The organism is Streptomyces sp. NPDC002130 (assembly GCF_040296465.1).
Classification (GTDB): domain Bacteria; phylum Actinomycetota; class Actinomycetes; order Streptomycetales; family Streptomycetaceae; genus Streptomyces.
Window position 1 is genome coordinate 20073 of sequence record NZ_JBEOXI010000004.1, and the last position, 13716, is coordinate 33788.

Below are 13716 nucleotides of genomic sequence, written 5' to 3' on the forward strand. Positions count from 1 at the left end.
GTGTCCTCACTCAGGGTGTCCACGCCCTGGTTCGACGAGACCGGCGGTGAGAGTTCCTGGCTCCCGGGGGATCGCTACCCCGGTGACAGTGGCGGGACCGCGCCGGACTCGCACCGGCTTCCTCTCCTGCCGCCGTACTGGCCCCGGCAGTCCACCACGGCCGCGAACCGCCGTCAACTTGCCGTTGACCTGCGCGGGGAGAGTGTGGAGAACCCCACATCGCCCCTGCCCCCACACGACGACCGGGCGGCACAGGACCGAAGTCCCGTGCCGCCCGGCGAACACGACGTGCGGTGCGGCCCTCAGGCCACGATCAGATAGATCCCGTACCCCACGGCCGCCGCACACGCCGCGAAGCACGCGTACGCGCCGGTGACCGCGAGCCCCGCGGACCCGCCCTGCGCCACCGCCCGCTCGCGGCGCGACAGGCCGGTGATGCCGAGGGTGAACAGGGCCACGAGGGCCACGGTGACCACGAGGCTGACGCCGAAGACGGAGCCGAGGGCCGCCCAGTCGATCTTCATATCGGAGACTCTTCCTTGTACCGGTGGCGGGTCAGACCGTGGTGGTCGTGGTCGGCGTGCGCTCGGCGGTGGCCTGCGACGGGAACGAGGGGACCGGGTCCTCCGACGTCGTGGCCGTGCCACCCGTCGGCGGCGGCGTCACCGCGGCGATCGCCGCGGTCACCACACCGGCCGGCTCCGCCTCCGCGGTGTCCTCGGTGTCGTTGACGTTGGTGTGGTCGACGACCTCACGTCGCGACAGCTTCCAGATCGCCGCGCTGGAGCCGACGAGGAAGACGGCCACCACGGCGGTGCCCCAGGCGCCGAAGCCGGTGACGTACTCGGCGAGAGCGCCCACCAGGGCCGCAGCCGGCAGCGTCAGACCCCAGGCGACGAACATCCGCGTCGCGGTGGACCAGCGGACGACACCGCCCTTGCGGCCGAGCCCAGCGCCCATCACGGCGCCGGAGACGGAGTGCGTGGTGGAAAGGGAGAAACCGAGGTGCGAGGAGGCCAGGATGACCGTGGCCGCGGAGGTCTGGGCGGCGAAGCCCTGCTGCGGCTGGAGGTCGGTCAGTCCCTTGCCCATGGTGCGGATGATGCGCCAGCCACCCAGGTAGGTGCCGAGCGCGATGGCGAGACCCGCCGAGAGGATGACCCACATGGGCGGGTCGGAGTCCGGGGCGAGGGTGCCGCCGGCGACCAGGGCGAGGGTGATGATGCCCATCGTCTTCTGCGCGTCGTTGGTGCCGTGGGCCAGGGAGACCAGGCCCGCGGAGGCGATCTGACCGGCCCGGTAGCCCTTCTTGGACGCCTGGCTGTCGGCCTTGCTGCCGAGGGAGTAGGTCAGCCGCGTGGCGAGCATCGCCGCGATGCCCGCGACCAGCGGGGCGGCGATCGCCGGGATCAGCACCTTGGTGACCAGCACGTCCCCGTGCACCGCGCCGACGCCCGCCGAGGCGATCGTGGCGCCGATGAGACCGCCCATGAGGGCGTGGGAGGAGCTGGAGGGCAGACCGACCAGCCAGGTCAGCAGATTCCAGAGGATCGCGCCGACCAGGGCGGCGAAGATGACCTCGGGACGGATGCCGGCCTCGTCGACGAGGCCTTTGGAGATCGTGTTGGCGACTTCGACGGACAGGAAGGCGCCGACCAGGTTGAGGACCGCGGACATGGCCACCGCAACCTTGGGCCTCATGGCGCCCGTGGAAATGGTTGTGGCCATCGCGTTCGCGGTGTCGTGGAAACCGTTCGTGAAATCGAACGCGAGTGCGGTTACCACCACAATCGCGAGGATCAGCGAGAAGCTTTCCATTTACCCAGGCAATCGTTCGAGGTTGTTGGCTCGATGAACGTAGGGAACCTGGGTGAACGGAAGATGAACTGGGAGGGGCGCAGGGGTGACCGCAACGGGGGGTCGATATTCCGCCCCGGACCGGTGTCCCGGCGGCCGGCGACCGGCAGCCGCGGGTGAACGGCTTCAGCCGGTCGAGTGACCCCGTCGAAGAGATTCAGGTCACCCGAAAGGATGGCGCCGCCGTTGTGTACGAAGTGCCTCCCACTCTGCGGCGCTTCCGAGCGCCGCCTGGCAGGATCGCGGCATGGCTGAGCAGCGAGGCGACGAGCGGCGCACGGCGGACGTACAGGGGAGCACGGGGGACGTGCGGGGGACCACGGGGGACGTGCGGGGCGCGGCGGGGGAGGGGGAGCCGCGCCGCGGGGCCGCACGCCCCGAGGAGGCCCGCGCCTGGGACGACCTCGTCGCGACTGCCCGCCGGACGGTAACGGACGGGCTCGTCGTCGGCACGTCCGGCAACGTCTCGGTGCGCGTCGGGGGCACCGTCCTGGTCACGCCGTCCGGCGTCCCCTACGACCGGCTGACGCCGGACGACGTGACCGGCGTCGACCTCGACGGCCGGCAGGTCCTCGGCACCCTCGTCCCGACCAGCGAGCTGCCCATGCACCTCGCCGTCTACCGCACGACCGGCGCCCTGGCCGTCGTCCACACCCACGCCGTGCACGCGACGGCCGTCTCGACGCTCGTGACGGAGCTCCCGCTGATCCACTACATGGCCGCCGCGCTCGGCGGCCCCGTCCGGGTCGCCCCGTACGCCCCGTACGGCAGCGACGAGTTGGCCGAGAACATGCTCCGGGCCCTCGCCGACCGCTCCGGGTGCCTCCTCCGGAACCACGGCACCCTCACCCACGGCCGCACCCTCGCCCAGGCCTACGACCGCACCGCCCAGCTGGAGTGGATGTGCCGCCTGTGGCTCACCGCCTCCTCGGTGCCCGGCCTGACCCCGAGCCTGCTGTCCCGGGAGCAGCTGACGGAGGTGGAGGAGCGCCTGCGCGGCTACGGCCAGCGCGGCTGAGCCGTCCCCACGGCCGCGGAGATCACCCCGAGGCTCCCTCCCACTGGTCGCCCGCGCCGTCCGCCGGGACACTGGAGCCGTGCGCACTGCCAGAGCGACGGCCGCTGCCGTCACCGCCGTGATCGGGGCCGGTGCCGCCGCGGTGGCCGCCGGCCGGCTCGCCAGCGACGCCGCGCTCAAGGCGCCCCCCGGCAGGCCCCTGCCCACCGAGCCCCGGCTCACCGTGCACGCCACCGCCCCCGGGCAGATCAGCCTCACCCGGCACCTCGCCGCCCTGCGCCCCGGCCGCTACGGCCTCTCCGGCGACGGCTCCCACGCCGTCGTCGGCCCCGTCCTGACCGGCGCCCAGCACCCCGCCGACGCCGTCGTGCGCCGCCTGGAGAGCGTCACGCACGGCACGCTGAAATCCGGGGACAAGGTCTGGCTCACGCCCAACGTGTACGTCGGCGACCCCGGCTCCGCCCTCGGACTCGAACACGCCGACGTCGACGTCCCCGGCGAACTCGGCCCCCTGCCCGCGTGGTTCGTGCCGGGCAAGCGGACCACCTGGGTGATCGCCGTGCACGGCCTGGGCACCACCCGGGAACTCGCCATGAACGTCATGGGGTTCCTGCACCGCGGCCACTTCCCGGTGCTCGCCCTCGCCTACCGCGGCGACCTGGGCGCACCGCGCCCGCCGGACGGCCTGAACCACCTCGGCGCGACCGAGTGGCGCGACCTCGACGCGGCCATCCGCTACGCCGTGCGCCACGGAGCCCGGCAGGTCGTCCTGCACGGCTGGTCCACCGGCGCCACCATGGCCCTGCACGCCGCCGCGCGCTCGGGGCTGCGCGACCGCGTCTGCGGACTCGTCCTGGACTCCCCCGTGCTCAGCTGGGAGACCACCCTGCGCGCCCTCGCCTCGGCCCGCCGCACCCCCGGCGCGCTGCTGCCCCTGGCGGTCCGCGCCGCCCAGGGCCGCACCGGCCTGACCGGCGACCGCGCCGCGGGCACGATCCCGTCCGACGGGCTGCGCGTCCCGGCGCTCGTGCTCCACGGGCCGGGCGACACCGTCGCCCCCTGGCAGCCGTCGCGCCGGCTCGCCGACGCCCGCCCCGACATGGTGGCCCTCCGCACCGTCGCCGACGCCCCTCACGGCGCCATGTGGAACGCCGACCCGGAAGGTTACGAGGAGGCGCTCCGGCGCTTCCTGACGCCCCTCGTGTGACGCCTGCGCGGGACACCCGCCGTCGCACCTCCTCTCCCGGTGGTCTCCCGCACACCCCTCGTTCACGCCCCCTTCGCTCCGTCGCGACCACGCCGTCTCCCGCTCCCCGCGGACCGGTCGCCATGATTCCGTTTAGCGTCGTACCACTGGCCGGTTCCCGGCCCTCGACCACTTCCGCGAGCCGGTGCGTTGGCCATCCCCGTCGCCCGCCGTGACATTCCGTTTGGGTTTTCGGACCGTCAACCGGAAGACTGCCCCCGTGACGTCCCGTATCCCGCGCGACTCCAGGCTCCGACTCGTCCGCCCGCGACCCCTGGCCGCCGCCCCTCCAGCGATGAACCAGCGGCGCTCGCGCCGCCCCGCGCCGCGCCCGCCGGAGGGCACCCCGGCACCGGCGGAGCTGGCCAGAATGGCTCGCTCAGGTCTTGCCGCCGCGGCCCGCGTCGCCCGCTGGGCCGACGCCGCGCTCGGCCCCGGCCGGGACAGCGCCACCGACGACGGCAAGGCCACCCTCTCCGACGCGACCGCCGAACGGGCCGCCCGCGATCTGGGCCTGACCCCGGCTCAGGTCAGAGCCGACTGGGACACCGCCCGCCTCGCCGGCCTCGTCGAGGTGCACGGCGACAGCGCCCGCCCCGGCTGGCGGCTGCGTGCCTGGGACCGCGACGACAGTGCCGTGCTGCGCGGCTGGGTCGCGCTCTTCGACGCCTGGTCGCTCGCCCACCCGGAGCCCGCGGAGCACGAGCCCGCCGCCGTCGCCGAGGTCGTCTCGGCCATGCCGCAGGCGCTCTCCTTCCTGCAGCTGTCCGCCGGACCCGTCCCCGTGGAGCAGCTCCTCGACCTCCTGGAGCAGCGGGTCACCGAGCTGCGGACCGCCCGCTGCGAGATCCCCTACGGCCCCCAGCCCGAGCCGTCGGCCGAACCGGAGCCCACCGACGCCCCGCTCGCCCCGCTGCTCGACTGGGCCCTGCGTGCCCTCGCCTCCGTCGGCGCCCTGACCTACGGCGACGGCCAGGCCACCCTCACCCCTCTCGGCAGCTGGGCCGTCTGGGTCAAGCTGGAGCAGATCTGCGTCGCCGCGCAGAGCCCCGCCGGGAACATCGAGCAGGCCGCCGACGACATGCTCCGCGGGTGCGCCCAGCTGCGCCCGAACGCGGCCCGCGCCGAGTACCGCGCCTGGCTCGCCGCCCGCCCGGTCGGCAGCGCCGTCACCGAACTCCTCGGTGCCGCCCGCGGCGAGGACGCCCTGCTGCGCGGCCTCGCCTTCGAGGCGCTGCGCGTGGTCGGCGCCCCCGCCGAGCCGGACGTCCGCGGTGTGCTGGACGAGCCCACGCTCAGGCCGTACGCGCTGCTGTGGCTGGCCGAGCACGACGGCGCCGACCCCGAGGACGCCCACGAGGTCCTCACCCGCGAGGAGGCGACCTGGCTGTGGGTGGACACCGCCGCCGCCGTCGCCGACCACGGTGAGGCGCCGCTGCTGGTGCGCCACCTGGAGTCGGCGGTGCAGCCGACCGTCCCGAGGCTCCTGGACGAGGTACGCGCCGTGGGGCACCCGCGCACCGTGCAGGTGCTGGTAGCCCTCGCCGCCGCCCACCCCGACCCCGCTCTGGCCAAGGCGGTCCGCCGGGCCGCCTTCCAGGTGCACACCGGCGGCAACTAGGGCCGGGGCGAACGTCGCCCGCTGCGGCACCAGGGCCGGGGCGTCAGCCCGTCGTGATCTCCGGCGCGTACGTCCCGAAGCTCCACACGTTGCCCTCGAGGTCCCGGGCCATGTAGTCCCGCGAGCCGTAGTCCTGGTCCGTCGGGGGCATCAGCACCTCCACGCCGTGGTCCACGGCGTGGCGGTGGTGCCCGTCCACGTCGTCCACCACCACGTACACCCCGGTGGTGCCCGCGTTCTTCATGGCCGTGTCGAACAGGCCGCCCCGGCCCTTGGTGCCGACCATCACCGCGCCGTTGCCCTGCGCCAGCTCGGCGTGCAGCACCGAGCCGTCCTCGCCCTCGTACACCGACAGCTCCGTGAAGCCGAAGGCCTCCGTGAGCTGCCGGATCGCCGCCTTCGCGTCCGCGTACAACAGCGTCGGGTAGATGCTCGGACGCCCGCCGGACGTGCCTGCCATGGCGATCACTTCCTCGTGTCTCGCGGGGCTGTCCCTCTCAGTGTTCCATCGGCCACCGACGACGGCCCCGCGTCCGGCCGCCGGTGATCGAACACCCGCACACAGAAAAAGTGGTTGCACGCCCCCGTTAGACTGTCCCCCATGGCCATTCTCCTCGCGCATTAGACGGCGGGAACGTCCTCAGCCGTCCATCCCGCCCCCGTATCCGCCCTGGAGTCTGTCCGTGATCTCCGCCTCCGGTATCGAGCTGCGTGCCGGTGCCCGCGTCCTCATCGAAAACGCCTCGTTCCGCATCGCCAAGGGCGACCGCATCGGCCTGGTCGGCCGCAACGGCGCGGGGAAGACCACCCTCACCAAATGCCTGGCGGGCGAGGGCATGCCCGCCGGCGGCACCATCACCCGCTCCGGCGAGGTCGGCTACCTCCCGCAGGACCCCCGCACCGGCGACCTCGACATCCTCGCCCGCGACCGCATCCTGTCCGCGCGCGGCCTGGACGTACTGATCCGCAAGATGCGCGACAACGAACAGCGCATCGCCAACGGCCAGGGCGCCACCCGCGAGAAGGCGCTCAGGCAGTACGAGCGCCAGGAGACGGAGTTCCTCACCAAGGGCGGGTACGCGGCCGAGGCCGAGGCCGCCACCATCGCCGCCGCGCTGAACCTGCCCGACCGGGTGCTCGGCCAGCCGCTGCACACCCTCTCCGGTGGTCAGCGCCGCCGTATCGAGCTGGCCAGGATCCTCTTCTCCGACGCGGACACCCTGCTGCTCGACGAGCCCACGAACCACCTCGACGCGGACTCGATCGTCTGGCTGCGCGACTACCTCAAGACCTACCGCGGCGGCTTCATCGTGATCTCCCACGACGTCGACCTGGTCGAGACGGTCGTCAACAAGGTGTTCTACCTGGACGCCAACCGCGCCCAGATCGACATCTACAACATGGGCTGGAAGCTCTACCAGCAGCAGCGCGAGGCCGACGAGAAGCGCCGCAAGCGCGAGCGGCAGAACGCCGAGAAGAAGGCCTCCGCGCTGCATTCGCAGGCCGACAAGATGCGGGCCAAGGCCACCAAGACCGTCGCCGCGCAGAACATGGCCCGCCGGGCGGACAAGCTGCTGGCCGGCCTGGAGGCCGAGCGGAAGTCCGACAAGGTCGCCAAGCTGCGCTTCCCCGAGCCCTCCCCGTGCGGCAAGACCCCGCTCATGGCCGAGGGCCTGTCGAAGTCCTACGGATCGCTGGAGATCTTCACCGACGTCGACCTGGCCATCGACAAGGGCTCGCGCGTCGTCATCCTCGGCCTCAACGGCGCCGGCAAGACGACCCTGCTCCGCCTCCTCGGCGGGGCGGAGCAGCCCGACACCGGCAAGGTCATCGAGGGCCACGGCCTCAAGCTCGGCTACTACGCCCAGGAGCACGAGACCCTCGACCCGGAGCGCACGGTCCTGGAGAACATGCGCTCGGCCGCCCCCGACCTCGATCTGGTGGAGGTCCGCAAGACGCTCGGCTCGTTCCTGTTCTCCGGCGACGACGTCGACAAGCCGGCCGGGGTCCTCTCCGGCGGCGAGAAGACCCGGCTCGCCCTCGCCACCCTCGTGGTGTCCTCGGCCAACGTGCTGCTCCTCGACGAGCCGACCAACAACCTCGACCCCGCCAGCCGCGAGGAGATCCTCGGCGCGCTGCGCACCTACAAGGGCGCGGTCGTCCTCGTCACGCACGACGAGGGCGCGGTCGAGGCGCTCCAGCCGGAGCGGATCATCCTGCTGCCGGACGGCGTCGAGGACCTGTGGGGCGCCGACTACGCGGATCTCGTCGCCCTGGCCTGAGCGTCAGTGCCGCTTGATCGAATGCGTGATCAACGGCGTATGGATCATTCGGCCCAGTGGTGATCCATCATCTGTGTGAGATCTCCTCGTACCGAGGTGTGTCCTACATCGATTTCGCGGCCGAGCCCCCGATCCTTCCGGGCTCGGCCGCGCCGCCTTTCTGACCTGGCGTTTTCCTTCACCATCCGTTCGGCCGTACGGACGCCACTCTTCGGAATTTCGCATTCCGCATGTGGGGATGTGCTCCCGTCGTCACAACCTTGTCTCACGGACCTTGCCGAATGGGTGGCCAGGAAGGCCCGGAGGGGTGATCATGAGGAGACCAGAGCGCACTTCCCATGAGGAGGCACGGGTGGCCGAGACTCTGAAGAAGGGCAGCCGGGTGACCGGCGCCGCGCGCGACAAGCTCGCGGCAGACCTGAAGAAGAAGTACGACGCCGGTGCGAGCATCCGGGCGTTGGCCGAGGAGACCGGCCGCTCGTATGGCTTTGTGCACCGCATGCTCAGTGAGTCGGGCGTCACGCTGCGAGGGCGTGGCGGGGCGACCCGGGGCAAAAAGGCCACGGCCTGACCCCGGGTGGCCCCTCGGCTCCGATGGTGGCCACCCGGTCGGTCGACTGATCGGCCGGGTGGTTACTGTGCAGTCACTTAAGCGTGGCCTGCCACGGCGGTACAGCCGTCGTACGGGCACGTAAGACCGCACACATCGGAGGCGTCCCATGGCTTCGCCCGACAAGGACCTCGTTCCCGTACTCGACAAGGACGGCGTACGGCTCACCGTCGACGACGCGATCGCCACGGTGACGCTGACCAACCCGGACAAGCGCAACGCGCAGAGCCCCGCTCTGTGGCGGGCGCTGACCGAGGCCGGGCGGCAGGTGCCGGGCTCCGTCCGCGTCGTGGTGCTGCGGGCCGAGGGCAAGTCCTTCTCGGCCGGGCTCGACCGACAGGCGTTCACGCCCGAGGGCTTCGACGGCGAACCGTCGTTCATCGACCTCGCGCGCGGCGCCGACGCCGAGTTGGACGCGACCATCGCCGAGTACCAGGAGGCGTTCACCTGGTGGCGGCGCAGCGACATCGTCTCCGTCGCCGCTGTCCAGGGGCATGCCATCGGGGCGGGCTTCCAGCTCGCCCTCGCCTGCGACCTGCGCGTCGTCGCCGACGACGTGCAGTTCGCCATGCGTGAGACCAGTCTCGGACTCGTGCCCGACCTGACGGGCACGCACCCGCTGGTCGGACTCGTCGGATACGCCCGGGCGCTGGAGATCTGCGTGACCGGGCGCTTCGTCACGGCCGAGGAGGCCGTGCACACCGGCCTGGCCAACCTCGCCGTGCCCGCCGGCCAGTTGGACGACACGGTCCGCGACTTCGCCTCGGCCGTGCTCGCCGCGCCCCGCGACGCGGTCATCGAGACCAAGGCACTGCTGCGCGGTGCCCAGGACCGCACGTACGAGGAGCAGCGCGCGGCCGAGCGCCAGTCCCAGGCCCGCAGGCTGCGGGACCTCGCGGGCATCGAGGACTGAGCCGCGCCGCGAGGGGAGCCTCGCGGGGCATCGAGGACCGAGCCGCGCCGGGGCGGGAGCCTCGCCGGGTGCGGCCCGGCCGGCGCTCTCGGGCCGCGCGGCAGGCACCGCCGCGCCGGGGCCGGGAGCGTGGTCAGCCGATCGCGCTCACCACGACCGCCACCGTCGGGTGATCCGACAGCGTCCGCCTGACCGCAGTCCGTACCTCGCGGGCCACGTCCCGGGCCCGCTGGTCCGAACCCACCGCCAGCTCCAGCCGGACATGACGGTGGGCCAGTGCGGCGCCCTCGCCGTGGAACTCCTCGATGTGCACGGGGTGGCCCAGCGTGCCGGTCAGATGGAGTACACCCGGCACGCCGAGCGCGGCGGCGGCCACCCGGGCCTCGTCGGAGCCCTCGGCCCGCGCGGCGCCCGGCGCCTCGGGAAGGCCCGCGGCCGCGCGTCCCGCAGGCCCCTCCTCGTCCTCGTCCAGCAGCCCCGTCACCCGCAGGTCCACCTCCGCCACCGTCAGGCCGAGCCGCTGGTCCGCCGCGGTAGCCAGCGTCTCCCGCAGCAGGGTCGCCGTCACCGGCAGGGGCTGTGAGGCCGTCGCGGCGAACTCCGCCGTCACCCGCAGCGGCCCGGGCGGCAGCGCACTCGGCGGAGCCGGTACGACCGGCTCGGCGGTGTCCGCCGTGCCGGCGACCGTGACACGGAGCGCGTCGAGGCGAACGCCCGGCGCTTCCCCCGCCGCACTCCGCAGCACCGCCTCCGCTGCCCGCTCCGCGATCCACGCGCCGTCCCGCGCGTCACCCAGCGGCAGAAGTCTGCCGATTCCCAGCTGATGTCTCACTGCCTGCGTCCATCGGTCGGCCGTCATTCCTCCAGCCTGCCGCATAAGAGGCGCGCTCCCGCGTAACCGTGCTTACGGTGGTCCAAGGACGACGACCGAAAGGGACGTACGGCGATGACTGACATGACCGAGAACCGAGGCGGGGAGTCCGACACGCCGGCGGCGCGCAGGAGCCCGCTGGTCAAGCGCGGCGGAGGAGACCCGGGCTCGCGGGGCCGGACGACCATCGCGGACGGCGTCGTGGAGAAGATCGCCGGGCTCGCCGCACGCGACGTCGACGGCGTGCACGCCATGGGCAGCGGTCTGTCCCGGACCTTCGGCGCCGTGCGCGACCGGGTGCCCGGCGGCGCGAAGTCGGTGACGCGCGGGGTGAAGGCCGAGGTCGGTGAGGTGCAGGCCGCCCTGGACCTGGAGATCGTCGTGGAGTACGGCGTGTCGATCGCCGATGTGGCGCGGGGCGTGCGGGAGAACGTCATCACCGCCGTCGAGCGGATGACCGGCCTCGAGGTCGTCGAGGTCAACATCGCGGTGAGCGACGTGAAGCTGCCGGACGAGGAGGAAGAGGAACCGGAGCGCCGGATCCAGTGAGGCACGGGCCATCGGACAACACAGCGGCTGAGGAGCTGAGGAGCGCATGAGCATGGCCGTGGTCGGCATGATCGCCGGCATGGCGCTGGCCTTCGCCGGATATTTCGGCGGATTCGGTGCCTTCGTGCTGGTGGCGGCGCTGGGCGCCGTCGGCTTCGTCGTCGGCCGGTTCCTGGACGGGGACATGGACTTCGGCGACTTCTTCCGTGTCCGTGAACGGCGGCGGTGACGCCCGTGAGCACGGGGGCCGGTGAGCTCGAGAGACCTCAGAGCGTCGTCCCGCCGGGCGAGCGCGGCGGGACGCGGATCGCCGACCGGGTCGTCACGAAGATCGCCTCGCAGGCGGCCCGCGAGGCCGTCGGCACGCTGCCGCCCGACGCCGGCCGGCCCTCCGCGTCCGTCGTCGTCCACCACGACGTCGCCCACGTCCGGGTCCACATCGAACTCGACTACCCGTGCGACATCGGGGCCCGCTGCCGCACGGTGCGTCGCCACGTGGTCGAGCGCGTGGGGACCCTGGTGGGCATGCAGGTGCCGGAGGTCGTCGTCCAGGTGGAGCGGCTGCACCTGGTCGCCGGGCCCGGCGCGGTACAGGGGAGGACGCGATGAGCGAACGCCAGGGCGCGGAGCCGCCCGAGGGCACCACGCAGCGCCTGCCGGTCCTCGACCAGAAGGAGACGCGGAACGGCGACGGCACCGACCGGTCCGACGCGTCGGACGCCCACGAGCCACCGCCCGGAGCCGGGGACGACGGCCGCCGCGAGCGCCGCTTCTGGTCGGCGCGCCGCGTCCCCGCGGGCATCGTCGCCCTGCTGCTCCTGGGCCTGACCGGGCTGTTCCTCTACGACATCGTCTCCGTGCGCGCCGGCCGGCCCGGCATGTACTGGCGGCGGGAACTGGCGCGGCAGCTCGCCGAACGGCCCCTCGACGACACGTGGGTGCTCGTCGGCGCCGGGGTCGCCGCCGTCCTCGGCCTCTGGCTGCTGATCCTGGCCGCCACACCCGGCCTGCGGAACATGCTCCCGATGCGGCGCACCCATACCGAGGTCCGTGCCGGACTGCACCGGGACGCCGCCGCCATCGCGCTGCGGGACCGGGCCATGGAGGTGGCCGGCGTGCAGTCGGCACGGGTACGGGTCCGCCGGAGGCGGGCTGACGTGCGCGCGATGGCGCACTTCCGGGAAGTGGACGACGTACGGACCGATCTGGACGCCGTGCTCGCCGACGCGGTCCGCGGACTGGGGCTGTCCCGGCCGCCCGCGCTGTCGGTGCGCGTCCGGCGGCCCGGCCGGAAGGGGTGAGCAACGGTGCTCAGGACCGTCAACCGCGTGTTCCTCGGCCTGGTGGGCCTGATTCTGCTGGTGCTGGGCGGCTCCGTCCTGGCCGTCGGCCTGGGCGCCCCGGTGCCCTCGTGGTGGATCCACGACAGCGAGCACGACGTGCTGCTGAGCAACGCCGAGCGCACCCGCTGGCGTGACGAGGGCTGGTGGTGGCCGGTCGTCATCGCCGCCCTCGCCGTCCTGTTGCTGCTCGCCCTGTGGTGGCTCGTCGCGGTCCTGCGCCGGCGCCGCCTCGCCGAGGTCCTCGTCGACACCGGCGACGGCGACGGCGCACTGCTGCGGGGCAGGGCCCTGGAGAACGTCCTCACCCAGGAGGCGGCCCACGTCGACGGGGTGGACGCGGCCCACGCCCGCCTGAAGGGCCGCCACAGCGCCCCCGAGGCCCACGTACGCCTCGCACTGGAGCCCCACGTGGACCCGGGAACGGCCTTGACCGACTTCACGACCGGCGCCTTGGCCCACGCGAAGACATCGGCGGGTCTTGAGTCACTTCCGGCAGAGGTACGCCTGCGGGGCGTCAAGCACGGCGCGGAGAGAGTGAGTTGACGACGCACTCCAGCGGTACGTCCCAAGGGGCGCGGGGCTGGATCGATATGCGGCTCCGCCGCGTGGGGCGCGACCAGCCCTCCCGACCCACGGACGGCAACGGTCAGAACCCGTGGCGCGCTCCCCCGTCGACGGGCACCATCACACCGGTCAGGTAAGAAGCGGCCGGCGACAACAAGAACGCCGCCACCCGCCCGAACTCTTCGGGCGCCCCGTACCGGCGCAGCGGAATCCGCGACTCCGACGCGGCCCGGGTCGCCTCGGGATCCGCCGACAGGGCGTCGAGCTGCCGTACCCGGTCGGTGTCGATGCGCCCGGGCAGGACGCCGACCACCCGGATGCCCCGCGGCCCCAGCTCGTCGGAGAGCGACTTGGCGAACCCCGCGAGCCCCGGCCGCAGCCCGTTCGAGATGGTCAGCCCCGGGATCGGCTCGTACACCGACCCGGACAGCACGAACCCGATGACACCCCCGGCCTCCATCTCGGCGGCCGCGGCGCGGGCCAGCCGGACCGTGCCGAGGAACACCGACTCGAACGCCGTCTGCCACTGCTCGTCCGTGTTGTCCGCGACGAACCCGGCCGGCGGCCCGCCCACGCTGACGAGGACGCCGTTGAAACGGCCGAAGTGCTCCCGGGCGGCCCCGATCAGCCGGGCCGCCGCCTCCGGGTCGGCGTTGTCGACGGCCACCCCGACCGCGTTCGGTCCCAGCTCGGCCGCCGCCTCGGCGACACTCTTCTCGTCCCGCCCCGAGACGACCACCTTCGCCCCGTCCGCGACGAGCTCACGCGCGGTGGCGTTGCCGAGGCCTCGCGTGGCCCCGGTGACGACGTACACCCGGTCCTTCAGTCCAAGATCCATGGTC

General features: G+C 73.1%; 16 protein-coding genes and 1 riboswitch. Of the genes, 11 read left to right on the forward strand and 5 right to left on the reverse strand.

What is annotated here, in order from left to right; genetic code table 11:
* Positions 1 to 50 precede the first annotated feature (50 nt).
* Positions 51 to 124, reverse strand: a riboswitch (cobalamin riboswitch).
* A gap of 178 nt (positions 125 to 302) precedes the next feature.
* Both ABT116_RS01325 and ABT116_RS01330 read right to left on the reverse strand, forming a co-directional pair.
* Complete coding sequence (locus ABT116_RS01325) at positions 303 to 524, reverse strand: hypothetical protein (RefSeq protein WP_033310903.1); 222 nt, start codon at positions 522 to 524, stop codon at positions 303 to 305.
* A gap of 31 nt (positions 525 to 555) precedes the next feature.
* Positions 556 to 1818 (reverse strand): inorganic phosphate transporter, encoded by a 1263-nt coding sequence (locus ABT116_RS01330; protein ID WP_351626140.1) that lies wholly within the window; start codon positions 1816 to 1818, stop codon positions 556 to 558.
* Positions 1819 to 2104: 286 nt separating this feature from the next.
* Here ABT116_RS01330 and ABT116_RS01335 point away from each other — a divergent pair, with 286 nt between their 5' ends.
* The 3 genes from ABT116_RS01335 (at position 2105) to ABT116_RS01345 (ending at position 5742) form a co-directional block, all read left to right on the forward strand.
* Positions 2105 to 2875 (forward strand): class II aldolase/adducin family protein, encoded by a 771-nt coding sequence (locus ABT116_RS01335; RefSeq protein ID WP_351626142.1) that lies wholly within the window; start codon positions 2105 to 2107, stop codon positions 2873 to 2875.
* 79 nt (positions 2876 to 2954) lie between these two features.
* On the forward strand, positions 2955 to 4082 hold the full coding sequence (locus tag ABT116_RS01340; protein WP_351626144.1) for an alpha/beta hydrolase family protein: 1128 nt from the start codon (positions 2955 to 2957) through the stop codon (positions 4080 to 4082).
* A 259-nt stretch (positions 4083 to 4341) separates the two neighbouring features.
* On the forward strand, positions 4342 to 5742 hold the full coding sequence (locus ABT116_RS01345; protein ID WP_351626147.1) for a hypothetical protein: 1401 nt from the start codon (positions 4342 to 4344) through the stop codon (positions 5740 to 5742).
* A 43-nt stretch (positions 5743 to 5785) separates the two neighbouring features.
* Here the strand turns inward: ABT116_RS01345 and ABT116_RS01350 are convergent, their stop codons facing one another.
* Positions 5786 to 6202, reverse strand: coding sequence for a VOC family protein (locus ABT116_RS01350; protein ID WP_351626150.1), 417 nt, complete (start codon positions 6200 to 6202; stop codon positions 5786 to 5788).
* A gap of 223 nt (positions 6203 to 6425) precedes the next feature.
* Here ABT116_RS01350 and ABT116_RS01355 point away from each other — a divergent pair, with 223 nt between their 5' ends.
* The 3 genes from ABT116_RS01355 to ABT116_RS01365 all read left to right on the forward strand — a co-directional run bounded on the left by ABT116_RS01355 (position 6426) and on the right by ABT116_RS01365 (position 9547).
* Positions 6426 to 8024 carry an ABC-F family ATP-binding cassette domain-containing protein gene (locus tag ABT116_RS01355; protein ID WP_062926080.1) on the forward strand — a complete coding sequence of 533 codons (1599 nt, stop codon included), beginning with the start codon at positions 6426 to 6428 and terminating at the stop codon, positions 8022 to 8024.
* A 352-nt stretch (positions 8025 to 8376) separates the two neighbouring features.
* The gene (locus ABT116_RS01360; protein ID WP_010037790.1) at positions 8377 to 8595 is read left to right on the forward strand and encodes a helix-turn-helix domain-containing protein; all 219 of its coding nucleotides are present in this window, start codon (positions 8377 to 8379) and stop codon (positions 8593 to 8595) included.
* Positions 8596 to 8743: 148 nt separating this feature from the next.
* Entirely contained in the window at positions 8744 to 9547 is an 804-nt protein-coding gene (locus tag ABT116_RS01365; RefSeq protein WP_351626153.1) for an enoyl-CoA hydratase/isomerase family protein, read from the forward strand.
* A 133-nt stretch (positions 9548 to 9680) separates the two neighbouring features.
* On the opposite strand, the gene ABT116_RS01370 is transcribed toward ABT116_RS01365, so the two are convergent.
* A complete protein-coding gene (locus tag ABT116_RS01370; protein ID WP_351626154.1) occupies positions 9681 to 10406 on the reverse strand; it encodes a nucleopolyhedrovirus P10 family protein in 726 nt (241 codons plus the stop codon).
* 87 nt (positions 10407 to 10493) lie between these two features.
* Here ABT116_RS01370 and ABT116_RS01375 point away from each other — a divergent pair, with 87 nt between their 5' ends.
* Genes ABT116_RS01375 through amaP form a run of 5 tightly spaced genes read left to right on the forward strand, consistent with a single transcriptional unit; the run spans position 10494 to position 12853 of the window.
* Positions 10494 to 10967 carry an Asp23/Gls24 family envelope stress response protein gene (locus ABT116_RS01375; protein WP_351626157.1) on the forward strand — a complete coding sequence of 158 codons (474 nt, stop codon included), beginning with the start codon at positions 10494 to 10496 and terminating at the stop codon, positions 10965 to 10967.
* Positions 10968 to 11013: 46 nt separating this feature from the next.
* Positions 11014 to 11196, forward strand: coding sequence for a hypothetical protein (locus ABT116_RS01380; RefSeq protein WP_033310926.1), 183 nt, complete (start codon positions 11014 to 11016; stop codon positions 11194 to 11196).
* Positions 11193 to 11576, forward strand: a complete 384-nt coding sequence (locus ABT116_RS01385) for a hypothetical protein (RefSeq protein ID WP_351626160.1) — start codon at positions 11193 to 11195, stop codon at positions 11574 to 11576. Before ABT116_RS01380 ends, ABT116_RS01385 begins: the two co-directional genes overlap by 4 nt.
* Positions 11573 to 12268, forward strand: a complete 696-nt coding sequence (locus ABT116_RS01390) for a DUF6286 domain-containing protein (RefSeq protein WP_351626162.1) — start codon at positions 11573 to 11575, stop codon at positions 12266 to 12268. The genes ABT116_RS01385 and ABT116_RS01390 overlap by 4 nt, the downstream gene beginning before the upstream one ends.
* A gap of 6 nt (positions 12269 to 12274) precedes the next feature.
* Positions 12275 to 12853, forward strand: coding sequence for an alkaline shock response membrane anchor protein AmaP (gene amaP / locus ABT116_RS01395; RefSeq protein WP_351626164.1), 579 nt, complete (start codon positions 12275 to 12277; stop codon positions 12851 to 12853).
* A gap of 103 nt (positions 12854 to 12956) precedes the next feature.
* Here the strand turns inward: amaP and ABT116_RS01400 are convergent, their stop codons facing one another.
* A complete protein-coding gene (locus tag ABT116_RS01400) occupies positions 12957 to 13712 on the reverse strand; it encodes an SDR family oxidoreductase (protein ID WP_351626167.1) in 756 nt (251 codons plus the stop codon).
* Positions 13713 to 13716 lie beyond the last annotated feature (4 nt).